The following is a 24,225-nucleotide window of genomic DNA, read 5'->3' as shown; positions in this document are numbered from 1 at the left end:
CGCAAAAATTGTCAGGTCTTCTTCAGGAGCGGGCAGCTGCTCTTCTCGAGCGGCGTGAACGCCTGGTCTGCCGGAATCGTCGCTACGACCTTCATGTAGTCCCACGGCCCCTTCGACTCTTCGGGTTTCTTCACTTCGAGGAGATAGGCCGGGTGAATCTTGCGGCCGTTCGGCTGGATCGAACCCTTACCGAAAAGAATGTCATCGGTCGGGGTTGCCTTCATCGCCTCGACGATCTTGATGCCGTCACGGGAGTTGCCGCCCATCTTGTCGAGCACCTTGAAGTAATGCAGCAGCGAGCCATAGACGCCAGCCTGCACCATTGTCGGCATAGCCTTGTTCTTCATCTTCTCCTGGAAACGTTTGGAGAAGCCCCGCGTATTTTCGTTCAAATCCCAATAGAAAGACGTCGTGTAATTCAAGCCGGCCGCCGTCTTGAGGCCGAGCGAATGCACGTCGGTGATGAACATAAGCAGGCCGGCGAGCTTCTGGCCGCCCGACGAGATGCCGAATTCCGAGGCCTGCTTGATCGCGTTGATGGTGTCGCCGCCGGCGTTGGCAAGGCCGATCACCTTGGCTTTCGACGATTGCGCCTGCAACAGGAACGAGGAAAAGTCGGCCGAGTTGAGCGGCGGACGAACGCTTCCGACGACCTTGCCGCCAAGCGCGTTGACGGCGTTCGTCGTGTCGCGTTCGAGTGCCGTGCCGAAGGCATAGTCGGCGGTCAGAAAGAACCAGGTGTCGCCGCCATTCTTCGTCAGCGCCGAGCCCGTCCCGTTTGCCAGCATGTAAGTATCATAAGCCCAATGGACGGTGTTCGGCGAGCACTGCGCGTTGCTGAGATCGGACGTGCCGCTCCCGGAATTCAGATAGACGCCATTCTTTTCCTTGACGACGTTGTTGACGGCAAGACCGACCGACGATGTCGGCACGTCCACGATGACGTCGACCTTGTCGCGGTCGAACCACTGCCGCGCGATGTTGACGCCAATGTCCGGCTTGTTCTGATGATCGCCGGAGACGACCTCTATCTTCCAGCCTTTCGCAGTCATGCCGGAATCGTCCGCGGCCATCTGCGCAGCGATCACCGAACCCGGTCCGGTGATGTCAGCATAGAGGCCGGACTGATCGTTCAGAACGCCGATCTTGATGTTCTTGTCCTGCGCCAGCGCGGCGGTTGCCGCACCGAGTCCAACAATGGTGCCGAGCATCAAAGCCGATATTGTTTTTTTCATTATAGCCTCCCTACCCTGTTTTTTGATGGTTGTGGTGCTGGACTGCTTCCTTCGACCCGGTCAGACGCCGAGATAGGTGTGAAGCTTATCCATATTCGCCGACAGCTCTGAATTGGCGAAGCCGTCGATGATCTTGCCGTGCTCGACGACGTAGAAGCGATCCGCGACCGTCGAGGCCCAGCGGAAATTCTGTTCGACCAGCAGGATCGTGAAGCCTTCCGATTTCAGCCGCTGGATGGTGTGACCGATCTGCTGGATGATGACCGGCGCGAGACCTTCGGTCGGCTCGTCAAGCATCAGGAAGCGCGCGCCGGTCCGCAAAATGCGGCCGATCGCCAGCATCTGCTGCTCGCCGCCGGACAGTTTTGTCCCTTGGCTATCCAGCCGTTCCTTGAGGTTCGGAAACAGTTCGAAGATCTGGTCGAGCGAGAGCCCGCCCGGCCGGATGGTCGGCGGCAGCATCAGGTTTTCGCGCACGTCGAGACTGGCGAAGATGCCACGCTCTTCCGGGCAAAATGCCACGCCGAGCCTGGCGATCTTGTCAGACTGCGCCTTGATGATCTCCTGACCTTCGAAGTTCACACTGCCGGTGCGCTTGCCGATGATGCCCATGATCGACTTCAGCGTGGTGGTCTTGCCCGCGCCGTTGCGGCCGAGCAGCGTCACCACCTCGCCGGCCTTCACGTTGAAGTTGATGCCATGCAGAATATGCGACTCGCCGTACCACGCCTGCAGGTTTTCCACCGTGAGCACGGTCGCGGCATTCGCCGCGGGCTTCACCGGATCGGCCATTGTCAGATCAACCATGCCCGGCTCCCAGATAGGCTTCCTTGACGCGCTCGTCCTTGGTGAGGTCGGCATAGCTGCCTTCGGCCAGCACCTTGCCGCGCGTCAGAACGGTGATGATGTCGGACAGGTTCGAGACCACGCTCAAATTATGTTCGACCATCAGAATGGTATATTTCGCCGAGATTCGCTTGATCAGGGCGGCGATCTTGTCGATGTCCTCATGGCCCATGCCGGCCATCGGCTCATCGAGCAACATCATTTCGGGATCGAGCGCCAGCGTAGTCGCGATCTCCAGCGCGCGCTTGCGGCCGTAGGGCATTTCCACCGCCGGCGTCTGGATGAACTCGCTGAGGCCGACGTCCTCGAGCAACTCCTCCGCGCGACGGTTGTATTGGTCGAGCACGTTTTTGGAACGCCAGAAGTCGAACGACGCGCCATGCTGACGCTGCAGTGCAACACGAACGTTCTCGAGCGCCGTCAAATGCGGAAACACCGCCGAGATCTGGAACGACCGCACCAGCCCCTGGCGCGCCACGTCGGCCGGCGCCAGCGCGGTGATATCGCGGCCGTTGTACAGAATCTGGCCCGCCGACGGCTTCAGGAACTTGGTGAGAAGATTGAAGCACGTCGTCTTGCCGGCCCCGTTGGGACCGATCAATGCGTGAATGGTGCCCCGTTTGACCTTGAGATTGACGTCGCGGACAGCAAAAAAGCCCGCGAATTCCTTCGTCAATCCGTGGGTTTCAAGAATGAACTCATCGGCCAAGCAGAATTTCCTCCAAGGGCCTTCCCGCGCGTGTCGTCACGGTGGCCATTTTATTTCGAGCGGTCGGGTCCAGGTCCGCTTTGTTCCCAGCCCGCTACCTCTGGCGGAATATGCCGTCAAGCCTGCGATGAACGCAAGGTGCAATGCACCCCATTCCCCGGTCCGTTCGCCGCAGCGAACTTGGTCCTTAGTCGAATGGCGCCGTCGTCCCGCCTCGTATCAGCAAGCGGCGGATCGCGCCGACGCGAAAGCCTCTATTAATTGTATCCAGACAACTTTCGGTAGCGTAATACATTATTGGAGCCTGCCGCCCAAACTATCTGAACTAATCAACAAAAGCGGATTGCAACCGTGGATTTCCAGAGCGCCGACCCATCCGTGGTCAAGTCGATCCGGCAGCGTGATCTGCTGAATTGCTGGCTGCGGCTCTATGCGCGGCAGCATCTTTTACCCGATATCGCCGATTTTCAGCCGACCCGGCTCGACGAGGAACTGCCCGATCTGGTGTACTATCGGGTTGATGACATCCGGCATCCGGTGCGGTTCGTGATCGAGAGCAACGGCACCCGGATGTCCAATGCCTATGGCAGCACCGGCCGCGGCCGATATCTCGACGAATATCTCGGTCCGATCCTCGGACCGATCGTGCTGCCGGTCTATGCAGAATGCGTCCGTTGCGCCCTGCCGATCTACACGATCTCGATGGTCGACGATGTTCACGGCCGCGCCGTCGCCTATGAACGCGTGCTGATGCCGTTCTCCAATGGCGCCGGCGTCAGCCACATCATCGCGTCGCTGAAAACAATCAGCGAGGATGGCGGCTTCGAGATCAGGGATCTGATGCGCGGCCATCTCAGCCTGCCGGTCCCCAGCGTCTGCGTGGTCATCGACAGCAAGCTGTTTCACCGGACGCCGAACTACATCGCTGCCGGCGACGTGGTGGAGATCGTCTGAGCGGATCGGCCTTCGCCCTACTTCAGTTCCTTTTCATAGATCTCGGGCTTGAAGCCGACCAGCAGCCGTCCGCCGAGATCGAGCACCGGGCGCTTGATCATCGACGGCTGCGCCAGCATCAACGCGATCGCGCGGGCCTCGGTGAGGTCCTGCCTGTCGGCTTCGTCGAGCTTGCGGAAGGTGGTGCCGGCGCGGTTCAGCAGCGTTTCCCAACCGACCAGCCCGGCCCAGCCGGCCAGCGTGGCGCGATCGATGCCCGCGGACTTGTAGTCGTGAAATCCATACGCCACGCTGTGGTCGTCGAGCCAGGCGCGCGCCCTCTTCATCGTGTCGCAATTCTTGATGCCGTAGATCGTCATCGTTTTGGCCATGCCCTACCCGCCTTGTTCCTGTCGGATCATCCATCGGACGCACCGGTCGGCAGCGCAAGACCGATATCCCGCTGATCCACATTACAGCGCTCTGCCCATCCTATGGGCTGGCCAAGGTCTATGAGCCGATCTCGGCGCACGACAATCTGCAGCAGCGCATCGCGGCGAATTTCGCGGGCTGAGTTTGCAAGCTGCCTCAAGCTCCATACGCTTGAGACGCTCGGTCACCTCTCCCATAGGGAGAGGCCGAATGTCGGCACGAAGTGACGACATTCGGGTGAGGGGTTAGGAACTTTAGTAGACTGAGAGCCCAGCCCCCTCACCCGCCCCGGCATCGCTTCGCTCTGCCGGGCCGACCTCTCCCCAACGGGGAGAGGTGAAGAGACGGCGCCGTTACGTCGCTCAGTGTGCCAGGATCGCCAGCAGCAGCAGCGCCACGATGTTGGTGATCTTGATCATCGGATTTACCGCGGGGCCCGCCGTGTCCTTGTAGGGATCGCCGACGGTGTCGCCGGTCACCGCGGCCTTGTGGGCCTCGGAGCCCTTGCCGCCGAAATGGCCGTCCTCGATGTATTTCTTGGCATTGTCCCAGGCGCCGCCGCCCGAGGTCATCGAGATCGCCACGAACAGGCCGGTGACGATCACGCCGAGCAGCATCGCGCCGACCGCCGAGAACGCCGCCGACTTGCCGGCCGCGCCGCCGCCGGCAATCGCGTAGATCAGGAAGTAGACCACGACCGGCGACAGCACCGGCAGCAGCGACGGGATGATCATCTCCTTGATCGCGGCCTTGGTCAGCAGATCGACGGCCTTCTTGTAGTCGGGCTTGTCGGTGCCCTGCATGATGCCCGGCTTCTCACGAAACTGCCGGCGCACTTCCTCGACAATCGCCGATGCCGCGCGGCCGACCGCCGTCATGCCCATCGCGCCGAACAGGTAGGGCAACAACCCGCCGAACAGCAGACCGACCACGACGTAAGGGTTATTCAGCGAGAAGTCCGGCAGCACGCCCTGGAAGTACGGATACTTCGCGGCATTGGCGATGAAGAATTTGAGATCCTCATTATACGCCGCGAACAGCACCAGTGCACCCAGACCGGCGGAGCCGATGGCGTAGCCCTTGGTGACCGCCTTGGTGGTGTTGCCGACCGCGTCGAGCGCGTCGGTCGCCTTGCGCACTTCCTTGGGCAATCCGGCCATTTCCGCAATGCCGCCGGCATTGTCGGTGACGGGGCCGAAAGCGTCGAGCGCCACGATCATGCCGGCCAGCGCCAGCATCGTCGTAGTGGCGATCGCGATGCCGAACAGGCCAGCCAGGCTGTACGTCACCAGGATGCCGGCGATGATCACCAGCGCGGGACCCGCGGTGGATTCCATCGAAATGGCGAGGCCCTGGATCACATTGGTGCCGTGGCCGGTGACGGATGAGGCCGCGATCGACTTCACCGGGCGATATTGGGTGCCGGTGTAGTATTCGGTGATCACGATGATCAAAGCCGTCACCACGAGGCCGGCGACGCCGCATTCGAACAGCGCCAGACCGGTGTACTTGACGCCGGCGAGCGGGCCGAAGCCGACCAGCCAGTAGATCACGCCGGCAACGCCGAACAGCGACAACACGCCGGTAGCGATCAGGCCTTTGTAGAGCGCACCCATGATCGACTGACTTGGCCCGAGCTTGACGAAGAAGGTGCCGGCAATCGAGGTCAGGATACAGATGCCGCCGATCGCCAGCGGCAGCGTCATCATGTTGACCAGCAACGGCGAGTTGGCAAAGAAGATCGCTGCCAGCACCATGGTGGCGACCGCGGTCACCGCATAGGTCTCGAACAGGTCGGCCGCCATGCCGGCGCAGTCGCCGACATTGTCGCCGACATTGTCCGCGATGGTGGCGGGATTGCGCGGGTCGTCTTCGGGAATGCCGGCCTCGACCTTGCCGACGAGATCGCCGCCGACGTCGGCGCCCTTGGTGAAGATGCCGCCGCCCAGCCGCGCAAAGATCGAGATCAGCGAGGCGCCGAAGCCGAGCGCCACCAGCGCGTCGACGACGACGCGGCTGTTGGCGGCGTGGCCGAGCACATGGGTGAGATAGGCGAAGTAGATGGTGACGCCGAGCAGCGCCAGACCCGCCACCAGCATGCCGGTAATCGCGCCGGCCTTGAAGGCCAGCTCAAGCCCGCCGGCCAGCGACACGGTCGCGGCCTGCGCGGTGCGGACATTGGCGCGCACCGAGACGTTCATGCCGATGAAGCCGGCGGCGCCCGACAGCACCGACCCGATCACGAAGCCGATCGCGACCAGCGCGCCGAGGAAGTAGTACAGCAGTGCGAAGATAACAACGCCGACGATGGCGATGGTCATGTATTGCCGCTTCAGATAGGCCTGCGCGCCTTCGCGCACCGCCGCTGCAATTTCCTGCATCCGCGCGTTTCCGGCATCCGCCTTCATCACCGATGCCGTCGCCCAGATCGCGTACACGATCGATAGTGCCCCGCAGAGCACAATCACCCACAATGCTGTCATGGAATGCCTCAGTCCTTCCTGCCCCGCGCCCGGTTGAGAGCGCATAAAAGGAGGCCTGCCCGCACGTGAGGACGGCCTCTCGTGCGCCAAGCATGGCAAAATCGCCCCCGCCACGCAACGCTGCCAATGGCTAACACTGCCGCTTTTTTCCCGGTGATTGCAGGCTAGCTGACGCGGGGCCCAAATCGATTGATTCAGGACAAGGCCGCCGTCAGGTGTCGCGATGGCTTGTCAAAAATGACTGTAGGACAGTCGCGACAGGATGAGTTCGGCGCCCTGCGCATCGACGAAGCGCGCCCCTGCTCCCGCCGACACGGTCCCGATGGTGGTAACGGCAATGCCAGCGCGCTGTGCCGCTTCCACGAACGACGACAGTCCGCCCGGCGGAATGGTGCAGAGGATTTCGTAGTCGTCGCCACCGGACATCAGTGTCTCCAGATCAACGATGCCCTGACGGTGCAGTCGCGCCGCCGGCTGCGACAGCGGAATCGCCGACGCTTCGACGGTCGCCGCCACGCCGGATGTCGCCAGCAGTTTGGCAAGGTCGCCGGCAAGACCGTCGGACACGTCCATCGATGCGCTGGCATGGTCGCGCACGGCCTTGGCCAGCGCAGAGCGCGGCTGCGGCACGCGATAGCGCGACACCAGCGCGTCGCGCGCCGGGGTGTCACCGGCCAGCGCCTGCGTCACCGCTCCACCGCGTAGCGCGGCGAGGCCGAGCGCGGCGTCACCGATCGTGCCGGAAACGACCACATGATCGCCGGCAGCAGCACCCGCGCGGCGCACCATTTTCCCGGCCGGCACGCGGCCGAAGGCAGTGATCGAGATCATCAGCGGCCCCGGCGTCGAGACCGTGTCGCCGCCGAGCAGCGCACAGCCGAACGCCGCGGCGTCCTCAGCCAGGCCGCGGGCGAATTCCGAAAGCCAGGCATGGTCGGTGTCGCGCAGCGCCAGCGTCAGCACGAAGCCGGCCGGCATCGCGCCCTTGGCGGCCAGGTCGGACAGATTTACCCGCAATGCTTTTCGCGCGATCGTGTCGGCAGGGTCATCGGAGAGAAAGTGCACGCCCTCGACGATGGCGTCGGTGTTGACGACGATGTCGAAGCCATCCGCCTGCAGCACCGCGGCATCGTCGGTCAGCCCGAACGCGCCGGGATCGGTGGCGAGCGGCTTGAAGTAGCGGGAGATGAGGGAGTCTTCGCCGGAGGCCATGGTGTTATGCACCGTCTGACATGGTTCACTCCGTCATTGCGAGGTCAGGGAAAGCTGGCAGCTTTCCCTTTGACGAAGCGACGCGGCAATCCAGAGGGCCATAAGCGAAGACTGAATTGCTTCGTCGCAAGGGCTCCTCGCAATGACGGCTAGCCCTTCGTAAACTCGTCGGCGCGAAACTGCCGGGCGATCTGGTCGAGCACGGCGTTGACCATGCCGGTCTCGTCGCCCTCGACGAAGGCGTGCGCGACGTCGACATATTCGGAGATGATGACGCGCGCCGGAATGTCCTTGCGGTGCTCCAGCTCGTAGCACCCTGCCCGCATCACCGCGCGCAAAATCGCCTCGATGCGGGCCAGCGGCCAGCCCTTCGACAGCGCGTCGTCGATCAGGGGATCGAGCTTGTTCTGGTCGCGCAGCACGCCCGCTACGACGTCGCGGAAGAACGCTTCCTCGGCCGGCAGATACTGGTCGCCCTCGACCTCGTTGCCGAGCCAGTGGCTCTCGAACTCGGCGAAAATGTCGTTGATCCCCGCGCCGCCGATATCCATCTGGTACAGCGCCTGCACGGCAGCGAGACGAGCCGCGCCGCGCTTGTTGGCCTTCTTCTCGGCCGGCTTGGCGGCGGGTTTCTTGGATGCGGCCTTCTTGATCTCTGCCATCGCTCAGCTCGTCGCCAGACGGCGTTTGATGCGCAGCATCGCCAGCGCGGCCCGCGCGGCGTCGCCGCCCTTGTTCAGCTCGTCGGCGCGGGCGCGCGCCCAGGCCTGCTCGTCATTATTGACGGTGATGATGCCATTGCCGAGCGGCAAGCGCCTGTTGACCGCCAGATCCATCAAGCCGCGCGACGATTCCATCGAGACGATCTCGAAATGGATGGTCTCGCCGCGCACCACGCAGCCTAGCGCGATCGCCGCGTCATAGGGCTCGTCGTTCTTCTCGGCGGCATCCAGCGCGATGGCGATCGCGGCCGGGATCTCCAGCGCACCGGGAACGGTGAGGACGGTGTGGTGCACGCTGGCGGCTTCAAGCTCGCGCACCGCCCCGGCCAGCAGCGCATCCTGGATATCGTCGTAGAAGCGTGCCTCGACAATCAGCACGCGCGCGCCGGAAATGTCGGTCTGGTCGTGCAAGGGGGCGCGTCGCGCGTCTGCCATCGTATTCCGTCTCGAATTGTTTGATTGCGCAGGGTTTTAGGCGCAGCGGCGGCATAAGCCAAGAGCCGAGGCGTCGGCGCGCTATTTCATTTCCGTCAGCCGCGCCGCATAGCGCGCCATCTGGTCGACTTCGAGATTGACCTCGTCGCCCGCCTGCCAGTCGCCAACCGTCGTCACGGTCAGCGTATGCGGGATGATCAGCACCGAAAATGTCACGTCGTCGACGGTATTCACGGTCAGCGATGCGCCATCCAGCGTTACCGAGCCCTTGGTGGCGATGAAGCGTGCCAGCTCGCGGCTGGTGCGCAGCGTGAAGCGCGCCATGTCCGGCAGCTCTTCGCGCGCGACGATGGTGGCGATGCCGTCGACATGGCCGGAGACGATGTGGCCGCCGAGTTCGTCGCCGATCTTCAGCGCACGCTCAAGATTGAGCCGGGTACCCGCCTTCCAGTGCTTCGCGGTGGTCAGGCCGAGCGTCTCGGCGCCGGCATCGACCTCGAACCAGGTGCGGTTGCCGGCCGTGCCGGAGCCGGTCACGGTCAGGCAGACGCCGTTGTGCGAGATCGAGGCGCCGTCCACGATGCTGCTCTGGTCGTAGTGGCTGAGCACGCGCAGCCGGTGCAACTGGCCCTGCGCTTTCGGCGTCAGGGTCTCGATTTCGCCGATGTCGGTGACAATGCCGGTAAACATTTATGCACGCTCATAGATCGTGAGGGTATCATTCTGCAGGGCTTCGCTAGCACGAGCCTTGAAGCGCGGCGACCCGGTGATCGCCGATAGCGGCATTGCGTCCAGCGCCGGCACGCCGCCCTCGCCGATCTCGCGGGCGCCGCGAAACAGCAAGACCTCGTCGACCAGATCGGCTGCCACGAACGATGCCGCGATCCTGGCGCCGCCCTCGACCAGCAGCCGTGTGATCCCCCGGCCCGCCAGCGCGTGCAGCACCGCCGGCAGATCCAGCCCCGCCGGGGAGGTAATGACCGGCGCCCGGATCACCTGGGCGCCGGCGGCTTGCAGCAGCATCGCCGCGGGCGCCTCCGAAAGGCTTGAGGTCACCACCCATAGCGGATGCGCGCGCGCCGAATGCACGAGTTTGGTCTTGCCCGGCAGCCGCAGCGCGCGGTCGAGTACCACCCGAACCGGCGAGCGCGCGGCCATGCCGGGCAGCCGGCAGGTCAGCTCCGGATCGTCGGCAAGCACGGTGCCGATACCGACCAGCACCGCGTCGCATTGCGCGCGCAGCAGATGCACGCGCGCGCGCACGGCCTCGCCGGTCACCGCGAAAGGCTTATGCCCGGCCGCCCCGATCATGCCGTCCGGCGATACTGCGAGTTTCAGGATCACGTGCGGGCGGTGGTCGCGGATGCGGCGGAAATGTCCGGCATGGTCGCGCGCGGCATCCTCCGCGCAGAGTCCGGTATCGACCCGGATGCCGGCGGCGCGCAGTCGGGCATGTCCCTGCCCGGCCACTTCCGGATTGGGATCCTCGATCGCTGACACCACCCGGGCAATGCCCGCCGCGATAATGGCATCCGCGCAGGGCGGCGACTTGCCGAAATGCGAGCACGGCTCCAGCGTCACATACAGCGTCGCGCCGCGGGCGGCGTCGCCGGCCTGCGCCAGCGCCACCGGCTCGCCATGCGGCCGGCCGCCGGGCTTGGTCCAGCCGCGGCCGAGGATCACGCCGTCCTTGACAATCACCGCGCCGACGGCAGGGTTGGGCCAGGTGCGCCCCTGCCCGCGACGGCCGAGCGTCAGCGCGAGCTGCATGAAGCGGCGGTCGGCGGCCTTCGCCTCATTGGATTTTTCGGCATACTGGTCTTCCAGGATGCGAAAGATCATTTGCGCAACGGGATCGGCTTGGGTTCGTTCTTGAGGTCTTCCTCGCCAGACAATTCGCCGAGCACTGCCTCGAAATCCTTGGCCTCGCGAAAATTGCGGTACACCGAGGCGAAGCGGACATAAGCGACATCATCGACGCCGCGCAGGTGCTCCATCACGATCTCGCCGATCGTCTCGGAGGAGATCTCGGCCTCGCCGCCGCTTTCCAGTTCGCGCACGATCGCCGACACCATCTTCTCGACCCGCTCCGGATCGACCGGCCGCTTGCGCAGACTGATCTGCAGCGATCGCACCAGCTTGTCACGATCGAACGGCACGCGGCGGCCGGCGCGCTTTATCACCGTCAACTCGCGCAGCTGCACCCGCTCGAAGGTGGTGAAGCGGAAATTGCAGGTGATGCAGACCCGCCGCCTGCGGATGACGGCGGAATCTTCCGTGGGACGCGAGTCCTTGACCTGCGTATCCAGGCTATTGCAGTTCGGACAACGCATTCCAAAGACCCTTAGTGGACGGACTTACTGATAGATCGGGAAACGGTCGGTAAGTGCCTTGACGCGTTCCTTGACGGCGGCCTCGACCAGCGGCGCGGTGCCGTCGCCGGACTGCGCCACCGCGCTCAGCACTTCGGCGATCATCTCGCCGGTCTGCTTGAACTCGGCGATGCCGAAGCCGCGCGTGGTGGCCGCCGGCGTGCCGAGACGGATGCCCGACGTGACCCACGGCTTCTCGGGGTCATAGGGCACGCCGTTCTTGTTACAGGTGATGCCGGCGCGAACCAGCGCCTTCTCCGACACGTTGCCTTTCAGGCCCTTGGGTCGCAGGTCGACCAGCATCAGATGGTTGTCGGTGCCGCCGGAGACGATGTCGTAGCCCTGCGCGCGCAGCGTTTCGGCCAGCGCGCGGGCATTCTCGACGACGTTCTTGGCGTAGACCTTGAAGTCCGGCTGCAGCGCCTCCTTGAAGGCCACGGCCTTGGCGGCGATGACATGCATCAAGGGCCCGCCCTGCAGGCCCGGGAAGATCGCCGAATTGAACTTCTTGGCCAGCGCCTCGTCATTGGTGAGAATCAACCCGCCGCGCGGGCCGCGCAGCGACTTGTGCGTGGTGGTGGTGGTGACGTGGGCGTAAGGCACCGGCGAGGCATGCACGCCGCCGGCGACGAGGCCGGCGAAATGAGCCATGTCGACCAGCAGGTAGGCGCCGACGCTGTCGGCGATCTCGCGGAAGCGCTTGAAGTCCCAGCTACGCGAATAGGCCGAGCCGCCGGCAATGATCAGCTTCGGCTTGACCTCCTCGGCCTGCCTGGCGATGGCATCCATGTCGAGCAGCTGGTCGTCCTGCCGCACGGTGTAGTGCGCCGGCTTGAACCACTTGCCGGACATGTTGACCGGCGAGCCGTGCGTCAGATGGCCGCCGGCGGCGAGGTCGAGGCCCATGAAGGTGTCGCCGGGCTGCAACAGCGCCAGGAACACCGCCTGGTTCATCTGGCTGCCGGAGTTTGGCTGCACATTGGCAAAGCCGGCGCCGAACAGCTTCTTGGCGCGCTCGATCGCCAGGTTCTCGGCGATATCGACGAACTCGCAGCCGCCATAATAGCGCGCGCCCGGATAACCCTCGGCATATTTGTTGGTCATCACCGAGCCCTGCGCTTCCATCACGGCGCGGCTGACGATGTTCTCCGAGGCGATCAGCTCGATCTCGTGGCGCTGGCGGCCAAGCTCGCCCTTGATCGCCGCGGCGATCTCCGGATCGGTGTCGGCGATGGTGGCGGTGAAGAACGAGTCGGGCGCGGAAGCGCTGTGGGCCGAAGACGTCATGGGCGAATATCTCCACCGCCGCAGCCTGTTGCAGGGTACGGGCGGTCACGGGTGGCGATCAGAAGCGGCGCGCGCGGAATACCATATCTGGCCGGTTTGGCCAAGGTTTTGAGCCGAACGGGCAAGATTTAGGCAGGTGGTACGCCTGTAGCCCGGATAAGGCGACGACATCCGGGCTACGGACTTACATATTCAGGGCGATGCCGTAGGCATCCAGCACGGCTTCCTTCATCGTCTCCGAGATCGTCGGATGCGGGAAGATGGTGTGGAACAGCTCTTCCTCGGTGGTTTCGAGGTTCATCGCGACGACAAAGCCCTGGATCAGCTCGGTGACTTCGGTGCCGACCAGATGCGCGCCGAGGAGCTGGCCGGTCTTCTTGTCGAAAATCACCTTGGCCATGCCCTGGTCCTCGCCCATCGCGATCGCCTTGCCGTTGGCCGTGAACGGGAAGCGGCCGACGCGGATCTCGCGGCCGCTCTCCTTGGCTTTCGCCTCGGTGAGGCCGACGGAGGCGATCTGCGGGTGGCAGTAGGTGCAGCCGGGAATGAGCAGCTTGTCCATCGGGTGCGGGTGCAGGCCCTTGATGGCCTCGACGCAGATCACGCCCTCATGCTCGGCCTTGTGCGCCAGCATCGGGGGACCGGCGACGTCGCCGATGGCGTAGATGCCGGGCACGTTGGTCTTGCCGTAACCGTCGATCACGATGCAGCCACGCTCGGTTTTCACGCCGAGCTTCTCGAGGCCGAAGCCCTCGATGTTGCCGACCACGCCGACCGCGGAAATCACCCGGTCGAACTCCTGCGTCACCGGCTTCTTGCCATCGTCGATGGTGGCGACGACACTGTCGGCCTTCTTGTCGAGCTTGGTCACCTTGGTGTTGACGAGCATCTTGATGCCCTGCTTCTCGAACTGCTTGCGCGCAAAGGCGGCGATCTCGGCGTCCTCCACCGGCAGCACCTGCGGCAGCACTTCGACGACCGTCACGTCGGCGCCCATGGTGCGATAGAACGACGCGAACTCGATGCCGATCGCGCCGGAGCCGACCACCAGCAGCGACTTCGGCATGCGGTCGGGGTTCATCGCCTCGAAATAGGTCCAGACCAGCTTCTTGTCGGGCTCGAGACCCGGCAGCACCCGCGGTCGCGCGCCGGTGGCGACGATGATGTGCTTGGCGGTGTAGCTGCCCTCGCCCAGCGAGCCCTTCGGCGCCTCGGCCTCGGCCTTCTTCACGGTGAACTTGCCCGGCGCGTCCAGCGTGGCATCGCCCCAGATGATGGCGATCTTGTTCTTCTTCATCAGATATTCGACGCCGCCATTGAGCCGCTTCACGACGCCGCGCGAGCGCGCGATCACCGCCTTGATGTCGAACGAGATGTTGTCGCAGGACAGGCCATAGTCCTTGGCATGCTGCATGTAGTGATAGATCTCCGCCGAGCGCAGCAGCGCCTTGGTCGGAATGCAGCCCCAGTTGTTGCAGATGCCGCCGAGATGCTTCTTCTCGACGATCGCCGTCTTGAAGCCGAGCTGCGCGGCGCGGATCGCCGTCACATATCCGCCGGGACCGGATCCGATCACGACGACGTCAAAAGAATTATCGGCCATGTTCTTCTCTGCTCTTTCTTCCCTCTCCCCTTGTGGGAGAGGGGGGATGCGCGCCGCCAGGCGCGCAGACGGGTGAGGGGGAGGTCGAGGCGACGTCGATGATCATTTCGAGTACCGCCTGCGGCCGCGCCAGAACGTCGTTATTCCAGAAACGTAAAACGCGAAAACCGCGCTCCGACGAATCGTAGTCGCGCCGCTTGTCGTCTTCGCTTTCCGCATGCTGGCTACCATCGGCTTCGACAACCAAACGATGTTCGAACGATACGAAATCAACGATCCAGGGGCCAATCGGTACCTGACGGCGAAATTTCAAACTTGCAAGGCGGCGAGAACGTAGCAGTCGCCACAGTTGTTTCTCCGCCTCGGTCGCATTGGCGCGGAGGGTCTTGGCGAAGGTGCGTTTCTGCTTCGGTACGGCTTGGCGCATACCCCTCACCCGTCTCGACCGCTACGCGGTCGATCCACCCTCTCCCACCCGGCGAAGCTTCGCTTCGCCTTGGGGAGAGGGAAGGAAGACAGAACTACACCACCATCATCACCGGATTTTCGATCAGTCTCTTGAACGCCGTGATCAGTTCGGCGCCGAGCGCGCCGTCGATGGCGCGGTGGTCGCAGGACAGCGTGACGCTCATCATCGTCGCGGCCACGATCTGGCCGCCGCGCACCACCGCGCGCTCCTCGCCGGTGCCGACCGCCAGGATTGAGGACTGCGGCGGATTGATCACGGCGGTGAAGTCCTTGATGCCGAACATGCCGAGATTGGACACCGAGGTCGCGCCGCCCTGATATTCGTTCGGCTTCAGCTTCTTGGACCTGGCGCGTGCGGCCAACTCCTTCATCTCGTTGGAGATCGCCGAAATCGACTTGATCTCGGCCTGGCGGATGATCGGCGTGATCAGGCCGAACGGCAAAGCGACAGCGACGCCGATGTCGGAATGCTTGTGACGGAGCATCGCGGATTCCGTCCACGACACGTTGGCTTCCGGCACCTTCTGCAGCGCGACCGCCATGGCCTTGATGACGAAATCGTTGACCGACAATTTGTAGAGCGGCTTGCCGTCCTTGTCCTTGCCGGCGGCGGCGTTGATTTCCTCGCGCGCGGAGGAGAGCTTGCCGAGATCGCAATCGACGGTGAGATAAAACGTCGGCATCGAATTGACGGCCGCGGTCAGACGCTGGGCGATGGTCCGGCGCATCGAATCGTGCGGCACGCTCTCGTAGTCGCCCTGCTGGTACAGGCCGAGAATTTGCTGATCGGACATCGCCGGCGCGATAGCGCCGCCGGGCGCGACGGTCGGCAAGGCCGGCGACGCGCCAGCCGCCGGAGCCTTCAGGCCGCCGCCAGTCTTGGCCTTCTCGACGTCGGCCTTGATGACGCGGCCGTGCGGGCCGGAGCCATTGATGCGGCCGATCTCGATGCCGGCGTCCTTGGCCAGACGCTTGGCCAGGGGCGATGCAAACACGCGATCGCCAGTCAGGCCGTTGGTGACGACATTGCCGGCTGAAGCCGGTGCTGCAGCCTTGGCCGGCGCGGGCGCTGCAGCCTTCTCGGCGGGTGCCGGCGCTGCGGCGGACTTTGGCGCTTCCTTGGCGGCTTCCTTTGGCGCTTCGGCGGCAGCTGCAGGCTTCGGCTTCTCGGTCGAGCCGCCTGCCCCAGCCGCCTTCACGTCCTCGCCGTCGGTGGCCAGCACCGCGATGATCGCATTCACCGCCACGTCCTGGGTGCCTTCCGGCACCAGGATTTTCGCGATCGTGCCCTCGTCGACGGCTTCGACTTCCATCGTCGCCTTGTCGGTCTCGATCTCGGCGATCACGTCGCCGGACTTGACCGCGTCGCCCTCTTTCTTGAGCCACTTGGAGAGGTTGCCCTTCTCCATCGTGGGCGACAGCGCGGGCATCAGAATGTTGATTGGCATTGTCAGTGACCTTGTTGCGACCGCGTCGTGGTGTTGCCCACGTCGGTCGGCCGCGCGATTTCAGCGTCAAACATATCGACGATGCGCGCCAGCGCCTCGTCCTCGGAATAGTCGCTCTCGCGCGCATAAGCGCGCGCGGCGTGGCGGGCGATGTCGACCAGCAGCATGCCCCACATGTCGGGCTCCTCGAAGGCGCGGGTGAACGCGATCGACAGGCCACCGTCGACCACGAAGGCGCGAAGCACCTCGACGGCCTCTTCGCGGCCGACGACATCGGGGGGAAGCGGCTGTTCCTTGGGCCCGGCCATCAGATCACCGATAGCAGACGGCTTTGGCGGCCGTGACGACATCGGCGACCGACGGCAGCGCGAGCTTTTCGAGATTGGCGGCGTAGGGCATCGGCACGTCCTTGCCGGAGACACGGCCGACCGGCGCGTCGAGATAGTCGAACGCCTGCTCCATGATGCGGGCGGCGACTTCGGCGCCGACGCCGGACTGCTGCCAGCCCTCCTCCACCGTCACCGCGCGGCCGGTCTTCTTGACCGACTCGATGATGGTTTCAGTGTCGAGCGGACGCAGCGTGCGCAGGTCGATCACCTCCGCCTCGATGCCTTCCTTGGCGAGTTCTTCGGCGGCCTTCAGCGCGTAGTTCATGCCGTTCGACCACGAGATCAAGGTGACGTCCTTGCCCTTGCGGGCGATCTTCGCCTTGCCGATCGGCACAATGTAGTCGTCAAGCTTCGGCACTTCGCCGGTGTGGCCGTAGAGCATCTCGTTTTCGAGGAACACCACGGGGTTCTTGTCGCGGATCGCGGATTTCAACAGGCCCTTGAAGTCGGCCGCGGTGTGCGGCGCGACCACCTTGAGGCCGGGGATCTGCGAGTACCAGGCCGAGTAGTCCTGGCTGTGCTGCGCGCCGACGCGGGCGGCGGCGCCGTTGGGGCCGCGGAACACGATCTGCGCGGTCATCTGGCCGCCCGACATGTACAGCGTCTTGGCGGCAGAGTTGATGATCTGGTCGATCGCCTGCATGGCGAAGTTGAAGGTCATGAACTCCACGATCGGCTTCAGCCCGGACATCGCCGCACCGACGCCGACGCCGGCAAAGCCGTGTTCGGTGATCGGGGTGTCGATGACGCGGCGGGCGCCGAATTCCTGCAGCAGGCCCTGGGTGACCTTGTAGGCGCCCTGATACTCGGCGACTTCCTCGCCCATGATGAAGACGTCTTCGTCACGGCGCATCTCTTCGGCCATCGCGTCGCGCAGCGCTTCGCGGATGGTCATGGTCACCATCTCGGTGCCTTCCGGAATTTCCGGATCCTGCTCGATGACCGAGACCGGCGCGGTAGGAGCCGTAGCAGGTTCTTCCTTCGGTGCAGGCGCGGACTTGGCGTCGGCCGCCGGCGGCGCGGACTCTGCGGCCTGCTCCTGCTTGGCAGGTGCCGGCTCGGCGGAAGCATCCTCGCCGTCAGCCAGAATGGTGGCGATCGGCGTGTTGACCGCGACGTCTTGGGTGCCTTCGGCGACCAGGATCTTGCCGAGCGTGCCCTCGTCGGTCGCCTCGACTTCCATCGTCGCTTTATCGGTCTCGATTTCGGCGATCACGTCGCCGGACTTGATGACATCGCCTTCCTTCTTCAACCACTTGGAGAGGTTGCCCTTCTCCATGGTCGGGGACAGCGCGGGCATCAGCACTTGAATGGCCATAGTAACTCCAGATCGACTGTAAGCTGCGCGCTTAGCGATAAATATCGGTGTAAAGTTCGGACGCATCCGGCTCGGGATCGTGCTGCGCGAACTCCGCCGCTTCATTGACGATGTCGCGGACTTCCGCGTCGATCGCCTTGAGATCCGCCTCGGAGACCTTCTCCGCCAGCAGGCGGTTGCGGACCTGCTCGATCGGGTCCTGGTCGTGGCGGACTTTGTCGACTTCCTCGCGGGTGCGGTACTTGGCGGGATCCGACATCGAATGGCCGCGGTAACGATAGGTCTGCATCTCCAGAATGTAGGGACCCTTGCCTTCGCGACACCAGGCAACCGCCTTGTCGCCGGCGGCCTTGACGGCGCGAACATCCATGCCGTCGACCTGCTCGCCGGGAATGTTGAACGAGATGCCGCGCTTCGAGAAGTCGGTCTGCGCCGAAGAGCGCATCACCGAGGTACCCATCGCGTAGCGGTTGTTCTCGATGATGTAGATCACCGGCAGCTTCCACAGCTCCGCCATGTTGAAGCTCTCATAGACCTGGCCCTGGTTCGAAGCGCCGTCGCCGAAGTAGGCAAGGCTTACGAAATCATTGCCGCGGTAGCGGTTGGCGAAAGCGAGGCCCGTGCCGAGCGACACCTGCGCGCCGACGATGCCGTGTCCGCCGAAGAAATTCTTCTCCCGGCTGAACATGTGCATCGAGCCGCCCTTACCCTTGGAATAGCCGCCGCGGCGTCCCGTGAGTTCGGCCATGACGCCCTTGGCGTCCATGCCGCAGGCCAGCATGTGGCCGTGGTCGCGGTAGCCGGTGATCACCTGATCGCCCTGCTTCAGCGCCATCTGCATGCCGACGACGATGGCCTCCTGGCCGATATACAGATGACAGAAGCCGCCGATGGCGCCCATGCCGTAAAGCTGCCCGGCCTTCTCCTCGAAACGCCGGATCAGCAGCATGTCGCGCAGCGCCTGCATCTCCTGCTCGCGTCTGAAATCGGGCGGTGACGACTGGGTGGCGCCATTGCCCGTTGCCTGCCCTGCGGGAGCGACGCTTTTCTTCGGTGCGGCCATAAGGATTCCGGATGCGAGAGTGAATGGCCCTCTCTACTCCATCATTCTGCGGTGTGAAAGGACCGGGCATCGCGGGTGATGGTAGCTGACGTCATAAAACCCTTATATCGCAGTGCAATACGCGCAACTTTCGAAAGCGAATGGCAGCCGTTTTGTAATATGCGGGATGGATCCGGATAGGTGTTCTTAGATGCGGCGAGTGGCAGCGACGCCGCCCATCTCATTGGCGCTCGGTTGTTGCCCCATTGGGCTGTTTTCGATGAGCAGAATCGGCAGCGCCCTGGCCGCCGCCCGTGCCACTGCTACGACGCGATCCTCGCTCATGCCTTCGCGTGCGCTGGCAGATAGTCCGGACATCGTGCTGGCGACGAAGTCCGTCACCGCATCGGCCGCGTCCGGGTTCGATAGCGCCACGAAGACGCGGATGTGACTACGCTTATGTTGCGCGCTGCGACGGGCGAGATTGGCGCTCTCGTCGTCATCGCCACCGCGCGCGGCTTCCAGCACGAGACAGCCGCGTTGTTGAGGATCGCGCGCATAGGTTTGCGCCGCGCGCTCCAGCAGATCGGCAAGCGCTTCTGCGGCCGACCGCCCGGGACGCAGTATGTCTTCGAGCGCGAGCACGGACTGCGAGTAGCGTTCGAGGATGCGCGCGAAGTAGCCGGCCTTGCTGCCGAAGGTCCGGTAGAAACTCGTGGGCTTGATGCCGAGCGCCTCGGTCAGCGCGGCGAGCCCGACCGCATTATAGCCCCGCGCGTGGAACAGGCGCTGGCCCGTTTCGAGCGCGGTCTCGATTTCGAAGCCCCTCGGCCGCCCGCGGAGCGACAATACTTTAGTGATCACTTACATATTCTCGCTCAATTTTTCGTTATCCACATTTATAGTGCTCACTAACAAATCGCAATGACGCATGTTTGAGATGATTTCCACGATACCACCGGTAGTGAGCGAACCGCACCTAATCAGGCGTTAATGACGTGATTAACGTATTGCCGGCATATCGGTGGAAATAGGGGCCAGGCGCGCAGCCGATCCCCGAATTCACCCGCAAGACAACGCTGCCGACCCTTAGTTGCGCTGGCGGATGACTTTGACGAGATCGCGCGGATGGGCGTAGTCGAGCTGGAATCGGACGCGCTCGTCGAGCATGTCGGGATCGAGGCCGCTGGAGCGCAGCGACGACACGCGCAACTCGCCCTCGGCACGTTCCTTCTTCAGCCGCACCAGCTCCGAGGTCAGCGCGATGATTTCCTGGTCGAGTTCGCCGCGGGCGGTCAGGCCGTATTTCCCGGTATAGGCGTTGACGCCGAAATAGCCGATCATCATCGCCGCCAGCGCATAGAGCGCGAGCCCGGTGAGCAGGGATTTCAGGCGGGTGTGCTTGACCATGCCCGAACATGCGACGGCCCGGTTAAGGCGAGGCTAACAACCGGGCCGCGGCGTTGGTGGTATTGGCTTATTTCTTCTGCTTTTCGACCCAGGCGGCGAAGGCGTCGATATAGGCCTGCATCACCGGGCGGATCGTTTCCTTGATGATCTCGCCTTTCTCGTCAAACGCATCGCCGACCATGTTCAGATAGATTTCCGGCTGCTGCAGGATCGGACCGGTGATCCCCGGCAGGATGCGCTTCAGGTCCATCGCAGCGTTGACGCCGCCCTGCGGACCGGGCGAGGAGACGACGATGCCGGTCGGCTTGCCAAGGAACGAACTCTTGCCATAGGGGCGCGAGCCGACGTCGATGGCGTTCTTCAGCACGCCCGAGGTGGCGCGGTTGTATTCCGGGGAGACGAAGATCACCGCGTCGGAGGCCTGGATGGTCTCGCGGAACTTGACCCAGTCGGCCGGGGGGCTGGCTTCCAGATCCTGGTTGAAGAAGGACAGGCCTTCCAGCGTCACGATGTTGAGCTTGAGCGAGGCCGGGGCCAGCTTGGACAACGCCTGGGCGATGCGGAGCGAGAATGACTGCTTGCGCAGGCTGCCGACGACGACGGCAACGGTGTGGGTAGCCATGGAAATTCCTTTGATGGACTGCGTCGGGAAAGCGACCGGGAACCTCTCGCTCATCCCTGAACAAGATGCAAGTGCATGAATTTGGCAAGCGCGCCGTTCGCTGCCGGAAAGCCCACCTATCTGCGGGCTGCATTAAACACTTCTACGTTATAGGCACCGGCATCAGCTTAGCAGCTATGTTAGCGCGCCCGGACGCGGCCAGAGTTGGGGGATGACTTCATGACCATCGAATTCCTGATTACCTCGCTGATCGTAGTGGCCTCGCCCGGCACCGGCGCGCTGTACACCCTGGCAGCCGGCTTTTCGCGCGGCGCACGCGCCAGCATCGTCGCCGCCTTCGGCTGCACCCTGGGCATCGTCCCACACATGGCGGCGGCGATCCTCGGCGTAGCGGCGCTGCTTCATGCCAGCGCGCTGGCGTTCCAGATTTTCAAATATGTCGGCGTCGCCTATCTGCTATACATGGCGTGGAACACGCTGCAGGAACATGGCCCGCTCAAGGTCGAGAAAGACGTCGATGCCCGCTCGGCGCGGCAGGTCACCGTGACAGCGATACTGATCAACATCCTCAACCCGAAACTGTCGATCTTCTTCCTCGCCTTCCTGCCGCAATTCATCCGTACCGACGAGGCCCACGCGTTGTCTCAAATGCTGCTGCTGAGCGCTGCATTCATGGCGATGACATTTGTGGTGTTTGCGATTTACGGCCTGTTCGCTGCCGCGATCCGCGACCACATCATCTCGCGCCCGCGCGTTTTGACCTGGATGCGCCGTAGCTTCGCGGCGGCCTTCGCGGCGCTCGGCGCCAAGCTGGCATTCGCGGAGCGTTAGTAGCGCCCTACTCCAGCCGCTCCAGATCGCGCAGGGTCGGAAACAGCTTCATCCAGAGCAGCGCGACCGCGACCGTGCCGATGCCACCCAGCAGCGCCGCCGGCATGGTGCCGAACAGAGCCGCGGTGAGGCCGCTCTCGAACTGACCGAGCTGGTTGGAGGCGTTGATGAACAGATAGTTCACCGCGCCGACCCGGCCGCGCATCTCGTCGGGCGTCTGCAATTGCACCAGCGACACCCGGATCACGACGCTGACCGTATCGGCCGCGCCCATGATGGCGAGAGCGATCAGCGACAGCCAGACCCATTCGGAGACTGCGAACACCGAGGTCGCCAGACCGAACACGATCACCGCCTGAAACATCCGCATGCCCACGCGGCGCTTGATCGAGGTGCGCGCCAGCACCACCGTCATCAGCAGCGCGCCGACCGCCGGCGCTGCGCGCAGAATACCGAGGCCCCACGGGCCGGTCTGCAGGATGTCGCGGGCATAGATCGGCAGCAATGCCACGGCGCCGCCGAGCAGCACCGCGAACAGGTCGAGCGAGATGGTGCCGAAGATCGCCGGGTTGCGGCGGACGAAGCCGACGCCGGCGAACATCGCGCGCAGGCTCGGCGGATCGCCGGCGACGACCTGGCGCTCGAGCTTGATCGCGCTGTTGAGCAGGCCGCCGAGTACCCAGAAGCCGGCCATCAGAGCATAGGGCAGACCGGGCGACACGGCGAAGGCAACGCCGCCCAGCGCCGGGCCGCCGATCGTCGCCAGCTGGTAGATGCCGGTGGTCAGTGCGGTCGCCTTCTGCATGGTGCCGTCGGGTGCGACGGCCGGCAGCAGCGCCGCGCCGGCCGGGCTTTCAAAGGCTGTAGCCGCGCCGAACACGGCCACCGCAGCAAAGATTTCCGGCACGGTGATCCAGCCGGCAAAACTGCCCCAGGCCAGATAGGCCGCGGCCAGCCCCTGCGCGATCTGGCAGAGCTGCACGACGCGGCGACGATCGTAACGGTCCGCGGCGTGGCCGCCGGCAAACACCAGCAGCAGCATCGGCAGGAACTGGACGAGGCCAACCATGCCGAGCTGGAACGCGCTGCCGGTCAGGTCGTAGATCTGCCAGCCGACAGCGACCGCTGCGATCTGCGAGGAGAACCGCGAAAAACTGCGCGACGCCACGTAGAACGCGAACGGCGGATGGCGCAGTAGCAGGCTGGCGCCATCCGGCACGATCGCAGCGATGGGGGCCGAGGTTGGTGGAACGGCGGAGGTCATCCCGCCTTGTTCGGATTGATCAGATACTTGGTGCCGGTGGCGCGCTTGGCATAAGCATGAAGGTTGTCGATATCGAGCACTTCCTGCAGCGAGATCACCTTGCTGTAATGGCTGGCGAAGGTGGTCTTCAGTTCGGCGACGACGCGGGCGCGCAACCTTGCAGCGTCGGCCTGGCCGATCTTCTGCAGGAACGGAAACAGCAGCCAGCCGCCCATGCCCCAGGCCATGCCGAAGGTCGGCGAGAATTCGATCGGCTTGGATTCCAGCCGGCCGTAGACATAGACCTGCTTGTGGGTGGTCGAGCCGTAGCGGCTGTATTCCTTCATCGCCTTGACGGCCATGACTTCCATCGCGGTCAGGATCTGGCCCTGCAGTCTGCCGCCGCCGGTAGCGTCGAACGCGATCGTCGCGCCGGTGGCGATCAATGCTGCGACCAGATCGTCCATGAAGCTCGCCGACTGAGAATTGCAGACGTATTTGGCGCCGAGGTCGCGCAGCAGTTTTTCCTGCTCCTCGCTGCGCACGATGTTGACGAGGTCGATACCGTCCTTGAGGCAGATCTTGTTGAGCATCTGGCCGAGGTTGGAGGCCGCTGCGGTATGCACCAGCGCCTTGTGCCCTTCGCGCTTCATGGTCTCGACCATGCCGAGCGAGGTCAGCGGGTTGACGAAGCAGGATGCGCCCTCGGCGGCGGTGGTGCCGTCCGGCAGCGGCAAGCAGGCGGCGACCTTCATGGTGCGATACTGCGCGTACATCTCGCCGCCGATCATTGCGACCGTCTTGCCGAGCAAAGCCTGCGCCTCCGGCGACGAGCCGGCCTTGATGACGGTACCGGCGCCCTCGTTGCCGACAGCCATCGATTCATCGAGCCGCCCGCCCATCGCCTTCATCGCCACCTGCGGCACGGTGGCCTTCACCACCACGGCATCGCCGGTCCCGGTGGCCTTGGCGGTGGCGGGATCGGCGGCGCCGATAAGCAGACCGAGATCGGAGGGGTTGATCGGCGAGGCCTCGACGCGGACGACGACTTCATCGGCGGCCGGCTCCGGGATCGTGACCGGCTTGAGCGACAGCTCGAGTTCGCCGGCCGAGGTGATGAGGGAGCGCAGTTGCAGTCCGGTGGTGACGTCGACGCTCATGGTTTTTTCCTCTGAATTTCTTGTT

Annotated in this window: 25 protein-coding genes; 2 read left to right on the top strand and 23 right to left on the bottom strand. The window is 64.0% G+C overall.

All coding sequences use genetic code 11. The features are described 5' to 3' along the window. Positions 1-11: 11 nt before the first annotated feature. From FIU28_RS13005 to FIU28_RS12995, 3 genes are read right to left on the bottom strand one after another with little or no spacing between them, the layout of a single operon-like run. The gene (locus FIU28_RS13005; RefSeq protein ID WP_143573507.1) at positions 12-1,235 is read right to left on the bottom strand and encodes an ABC transporter substrate-binding protein; all 1,224 of its coding nucleotides are present in this window, start codon (positions 1,233-1,235) and stop codon (positions 12-14) included. A 60-nt stretch (positions 1,236-1,295) separates the two neighbouring features. Continuing rightward, a complete protein-coding gene (locus FIU28_RS13000) occupies positions 1,296-2,027 on the bottom strand; it encodes an ABC transporter ATP-binding protein (protein ID WP_441351657.1) in 732 nt (243 codons plus the stop codon). Between the two features lie 7 nt (positions 2,028-2,034). Beyond that, entirely contained in the window at positions 2,035-2,790 is a 756-nt protein-coding gene (locus tag FIU28_RS12995) for an ABC transporter ATP-binding protein (protein ID WP_143573503.1), read from the bottom strand. Between the two features lie 351 nt (positions 2,791-3,141). On the opposite strand from FIU28_RS12995, the gene FIU28_RS12990 reads away from it, so the two are divergent. Beyond that, a complete protein-coding gene (locus tag FIU28_RS12990) occupies positions 3,142-3,744 on the top strand; it encodes a hypothetical protein (RefSeq protein WP_143573502.1) in 603 nt (200 codons plus the stop codon). A gap of 17 nt (positions 3,745-3,761) precedes the next feature. On the opposite strand, the gene FIU28_RS12985 is transcribed toward FIU28_RS12990, so the two are convergent. From FIU28_RS12985 to FIU28_RS12900, 18 genes are all read right to left on the bottom strand, one after another. After that, on the bottom strand, positions 3,762-4,115 hold the full coding sequence (locus FIU28_RS12985; protein ID WP_143573500.1) for an ArsC family reductase: 354 nt from the start codon (positions 4,113-4,115) through the stop codon (positions 3,762-3,764). 402 nt (positions 4,116-4,517) lie between these two features. After that, positions 4,518-6,638 carry a sodium-translocating pyrophosphatase gene (locus tag FIU28_RS12980; RefSeq protein ID WP_143573498.1) on the bottom strand — a complete coding sequence of 707 codons (2,121 nt, stop codon included), beginning with the start codon at positions 6,636-6,638 and terminating at the stop codon, positions 4,518-4,520. A 231-nt stretch (positions 6,639-6,869) separates the two neighbouring features. Next, complete coding sequence (thiL, locus tag FIU28_RS12975) at positions 6,870-7,850, bottom strand: thiamine-phosphate kinase (RefSeq protein ID WP_143573497.1); 981 nt, start codon at positions 7,848-7,850, stop codon at positions 6,870-6,872. 149 nt (positions 7,851-7,999) lie between these two features. Beyond that, positions 8,000-8,512, bottom strand: a complete 513-nt coding sequence (gene nusB / locus FIU28_RS12970; RefSeq protein WP_143573495.1) for a transcription antitermination factor NusB — start codon at positions 8,510-8,512, stop codon at positions 8,000-8,002. Positions 8,513-8,515: 3 nt separating this feature from the next. Next, complete coding sequence (ribH, locus tag FIU28_RS12965) at positions 8,516-9,007, bottom strand: 6,7-dimethyl-8-ribityllumazine synthase (protein WP_143573494.1); 492 nt, start codon at positions 9,005-9,007, stop codon at positions 8,516-8,518. Between the two features lie 81 nt (positions 9,008-9,088). Then, positions 9,089-9,697: a riboflavin synthase gene (locus tag FIU28_RS12960; RefSeq protein WP_143573492.1), complete on the bottom strand. Its 609-nt coding sequence runs from the start codon at positions 9,695-9,697 to the stop codon at positions 9,089-9,091. Further along, a complete protein-coding gene (gene ribD, locus FIU28_RS12955) occupies positions 9,698-10,849 on the bottom strand; it encodes a bifunctional diaminohydroxyphosphoribosylaminopyrimidine deaminase/5-amino-6-(5-phosphoribosylamino)uracil reductase RibD (protein WP_143573491.1) in 1,152 nt (383 codons plus the stop codon). Next, complete coding sequence (gene nrdR / locus FIU28_RS12950; RefSeq protein ID WP_143573489.1) at positions 10,846-11,340, bottom strand: transcriptional regulator NrdR; 495 nt, start codon at positions 11,338-11,340, stop codon at positions 10,846-10,848. The genes ribD and nrdR overlap by 4 nt, the downstream gene beginning before the upstream one ends. 24 nt (positions 11,341-11,364) lie before the next feature. Continuing rightward, positions 11,365-12,666: a serine hydroxymethyltransferase gene (gene glyA, locus FIU28_RS12945; RefSeq protein ID WP_143573487.1), complete on the bottom strand. Its 1,302-nt coding sequence runs from the start codon at positions 12,664-12,666 to the stop codon at positions 11,365-11,367. A gap of 184 nt (positions 12,667-12,850) precedes the next feature. Next, positions 12,851-14,269: a dihydrolipoyl dehydrogenase gene (gene lpdA / locus FIU28_RS12940; protein ID WP_143573485.1), complete on the bottom strand. Its 1,419-nt coding sequence runs from the start codon at positions 14,267-14,269 to the stop codon at positions 12,851-12,853. Next, complete coding sequence (locus tag FIU28_RS12935) at positions 14,259-14,696, bottom strand: endonuclease domain-containing protein (protein ID WP_143573483.1); 438 nt, start codon at positions 14,694-14,696, stop codon at positions 14,259-14,261. The genes lpdA and FIU28_RS12935 overlap by 11 nt, the downstream gene beginning before the upstream one ends. Positions 14,697-14,790: 94 nt before the next feature. Beyond that, entirely contained in the window at positions 14,791-16,185 is a 1,395-nt protein-coding gene (locus FIU28_RS12930; protein WP_143573481.1) for a pyruvate dehydrogenase complex dihydrolipoamide acetyltransferase, read from the bottom strand. 2 nt (positions 16,186-16,187) lie between these two features. Continuing rightward, entirely contained in the window at positions 16,188-16,493 is a 306-nt protein-coding gene (locus FIU28_RS12925; RefSeq protein WP_143573479.1) for a DUF5076 domain-containing protein, read from the bottom strand. A gap of 4 nt (positions 16,494-16,497) precedes the next feature. Next, positions 16,498-17,892: a pyruvate dehydrogenase complex E1 component subunit beta gene (locus tag FIU28_RS12920; protein WP_143573478.1), complete on the bottom strand. Its 1,395-nt coding sequence runs from the start codon at positions 17,890-17,892 to the stop codon at positions 16,498-16,500. A gap of 31 nt (positions 17,893-17,923) precedes the next feature. Continuing rightward, the gene (gene pdhA / locus FIU28_RS12915) at positions 17,924-18,955 is read right to left on the bottom strand and encodes a pyruvate dehydrogenase (acetyl-transferring) E1 component subunit alpha (RefSeq protein WP_143573476.1); all 1,032 of its coding nucleotides are present in this window, start codon (positions 18,953-18,955) and stop codon (positions 17,924-17,926) included. A gap of 186 nt (positions 18,956-19,141) precedes the next feature. Next, positions 19,142-19,798: a TetR/AcrR family transcriptional regulator gene (locus FIU28_RS12910; protein ID WP_143573474.1), complete on the bottom strand. Its 657-nt coding sequence runs from the start codon at positions 19,796-19,798 to the stop codon at positions 19,142-19,144. 225 nt (positions 19,799-20,023) lie between these two features. Beyond that, a complete protein-coding gene (locus tag FIU28_RS12905) occupies positions 20,024-20,344 on the bottom strand; it encodes an FtsB family cell division protein (RefSeq protein ID WP_143573473.1) in 321 nt (106 codons plus the stop codon). Between the two features lie 67 nt (positions 20,345-20,411). Further along, positions 20,412-20,966, bottom strand: coding sequence for an NADPH-dependent FMN reductase (locus FIU28_RS12900; protein ID WP_143573471.1), 555 nt, complete (start codon positions 20,964-20,966; stop codon positions 20,412-20,414). A gap of 219 nt (positions 20,967-21,185) precedes the next feature. Between FIU28_RS12900 and FIU28_RS12895 the strand changes: the two genes are divergently transcribed. Next, a complete protein-coding gene (locus FIU28_RS12895) occupies positions 21,186-21,797 on the top strand; it encodes a LysE family translocator (protein ID WP_143573469.1) in 612 nt (203 codons plus the stop codon). A 7-nt stretch (positions 21,798-21,804) separates the two neighbouring features. On the opposite strand, the gene FIU28_RS12890 is transcribed toward FIU28_RS12895, so the two are convergent. Continuing rightward, on the bottom strand, positions 21,805-23,061 hold the full coding sequence (locus tag FIU28_RS12890) for an MFS transporter (protein ID WP_143573467.1): 1,257 nt from the start codon (positions 23,059-23,061) through the stop codon (positions 21,805-21,807). After that, positions 23,058-24,200 carry a zinc-binding dehydrogenase gene (locus FIU28_RS12885; protein WP_143573465.1) on the bottom strand — a complete coding sequence of 381 codons (1,143 nt, stop codon included), beginning with the start codon at positions 24,198-24,200 and terminating at the stop codon, positions 23,058-23,060. Before FIU28_RS12885 ends, FIU28_RS12890 begins: the two co-directional genes overlap by 4 nt. Positions 24,201-24,225: the final 25 nt, after the last annotated feature.

Source organism: Tardiphaga sp. vice154 (genome assembly GCF_007018645.1).
GTDB lineage: Bacteria > Pseudomonadota > Alphaproteobacteria > Rhizobiales > Xanthobacteraceae > Tardiphaga.
This window is presented reverse-complemented; position numbering and strand designations above follow the sequence as displayed.